Annotated in this window: 3 protein-coding genes; 1 reads left to right on the plus strand and 2 read right to left on the minus strand. The window is 61.8% G+C overall.

Translation table 11 applies throughout. The features are described 5' to 3' along the window. Window positions 1–306: PIN domain-containing protein (locus A39O_RS32435; RefSeq protein WP_020504037.1), on the plus strand; the 306-nt coding region annotated here is incomplete at its 5' end. Window positions 307–691: 385 nt separating this feature from the next. Here A39O_RS32435 and A39O_RS0107330 read toward each other — a convergent pair. Next, entirely contained in the window at window positions 692–1,144 is a 453-nt protein-coding gene (locus A39O_RS0107330; protein WP_157639784.1) for a DUF29 domain-containing protein, read from the minus strand. 769 nt (window positions 1,145–1,913) lie between these two features. Then, on the minus strand, window positions 1,914–2,524 hold a 611-nt coding region (locus tag A39O_RS32440; protein WP_020504039.1), incomplete at its 5' end, for an IS91 family transposase.

Raw genomic sequence — 2,524 nt, forward strand, 5'->3', positions numbered from 1 at the left:
CCACTCGCGCTTAAAATCTTCAAACGTGTAGGCCATCGAGATACCCACCTCGCGGTAGCGTTGGTAAATTTGCTCAAGAGTCAGCGACGGGAGGAGAACGCCGCTGCCCTGGCTGATTTTCTAGCCTATTGTCTGGTGCTGGCTTGGCCGCAAGAGGCGTCCGGTGTCTATGCGAAGATCCGCAATGCGTTGGAGTCCAGAGGGGCACCCATCGGGTCCAACGACCTGCTGATTGCCGCCCATGCCCGCCACCTTGGTTGTACACTGGTCACGAACAATGTTGAGGAATTCACGGTAATGCCGTGACCTGTAGGGTCCGCTGTGCGGACCGACGACCGTGCCGATCGCGCGGTGGCCGGGTTTATGACCAAGGCCTGGTCGGCGTACATGGCCCGGCGAATCGGGGCGACCGAAAAAGAGCCCCCGGACGCGAATCAGATCGAACTGCCGATCGAGTCTCGAAACCGTGGTCTGTCCCGAATGGCGCTCCGAATGGCGCTACTTCGTTGTGGCGTGAACGGTGACAGGTGCAACCATCAGATCATCGGTGATGTCATATGGCGGTTCCCTTTGTCAGCCCAACCTACGGCCCTTCCTGGCGGCTCGAATTAAGTAAACTGCCCCCAGAAATCGGGCCGGACCCGCGTGCGGAATTCATGCAGGCTTGCCGAAAGGACACGGCCCTGCGGGCCTAATAGAGTAAGAGCGGCGCCGGCCAAAAGTCCGGATTCATGACTTGATCGAAGGTCCATGGACAAGATTCCGGGAAATCGCCTAACCCGGTTTCATTTGCCGCTTGGGATGTCGCATCACCCCATACGACATCCCACCATTCGGCATCGTCTAGTTTCGCCTTCAAACTGGAGACCTGCTTAAGGTGTAACGTAATCGCCTTCCGCTGATTGCGGACGGTGATTTCCCAACTGGCGCCGCGCCGTTCCGGTTGAAGCTGCCATTTGAGCAGATGGGCCAGGAGCACCGCCATTCGACTTGCCAATTCGCGTTGTTCGCTCTTTCCCACGTCTTCAATCTCATCAGCGATATGTTCGATGTCTAGGGCGTCGAAACGACCAGCCCGGAGCAGCCGAGCCTGTTCGTTGGCCCAAGCCATCACGTCAGTGTCGTAACTGTTTGCAGCGGGCATTCTGTCTCCCATTAGTCGTTGTCTAAGTGGCTCGCTCGCACGGGCGGGGCTTGCGGGCACCAACCATGTCCATCTGCCGGCGACTCCGGAAACCGACCGCGGACCGGGTCGGCTGATGAAGGTCTCGGACAGCGTTACGGTCAGTACGTCAACCGTACCGACCACCGAACAGGGACGCTTTTCGAGGGCCGCGTCCGCTCATCGGTTATCGAAGCCGACAGCGACCTCATCGCTTGCCGGCGCGACATCGAACGCAACCCGGTTCGGGCATGTTGCCCACCGCGGAAGAATACCCCTGGTCGAGCGACCGCTGCACTGCGCTCGGACTCATCGACCCCGTTGTCGCTGCGCACCCGCTTTATCGCATTCGCACCTGATATCCAGACAGACCTTCGTGTAGGGGCGGATTCAACCCCCCCCTACGTCCGGTTATCACGTCCGAAGGCTCTATCTGACGCTGGGGAAAGCGACGCTCGCGCCACCGCAGTCTGTTCGCCGACTAATCCGATCCTGGCACAGTGCGCGCTGCGGGCACGGTCTTCTTTAGAGATAGGGAATTGTATCCCCGAGCCTAGGGTCGCCGACCGGTGTCGGGCGGTCTCTCAGCATGTGGGCAACGCTCGGAGCGGCGCAAAGCGAGCATCCGAGGGGGCCGCGGGGCTGATACGCGGGCGATTTTGCGTCGATTGTAGACCATTTTCCAGCGTGCGGGCGAGCGCGAGCGCAGGCCGCATGCGGCCTGTCCAGCGTGACGGGTGAGCCCTGATGCTTAGGCTGGGGCAGGCGCGTTCATCACCCCCTGACCACGCCGCCGCGGGGCCAGGTGCTGGGTCACATGCAGCCGTCCCGTACGGCAGGTGGGACACGGATAGCCGTCAAACGGTGCGGTGACCGCCGTTGCTTCGGCAGGTTCCGGTGCCGGGGCGGCAAGGGCCGTGCGGATCAGCGCCANACAGCGCGTCCGGCAGCGGTTGGCCAGGAAGCCGAAATGCCGCACCCGCATGAACCCTTTTGGAAGCACATGCAGCAGGAAGCGACGAATGAGTTCCTCCCCGCTCAGGGTCATCACCTTGTGACGATTGTCGTCACGGTAGTCCTTGTAACGCACGTCCACCGTGGCGTCGTCTTCATCGAAGCCCAGCAATCGACTGTCGGACAGAGCGATGCGATGGCTGTAGCGGCCCAGATAGTCGATCACCGTCTCGGTGCGGGCCAGACAGGGTTTGGAATAGACCACCCACTCGGGTTGCATCAGGGCGTTGAGGACCCGGTCGACCTCGTGCGGGGTGATGCGCGCCAGCCGCCCCTCCGTGCCCGCCCGGCGCAGTCGGCTCACCAATCCCCCACGGAAGTGCCGCGACAGCGCCCGCACCGGGAACA

Origin of the sequence: Lamprocystis purpurea DSM 4197 (genome assembly GCF_000379525.1) — a bacterium.
GTDB lineage: Bacteria > Pseudomonadota > Gammaproteobacteria > Chromatiales > Chromatiaceae > Thiodictyon > Thiodictyon purpureum.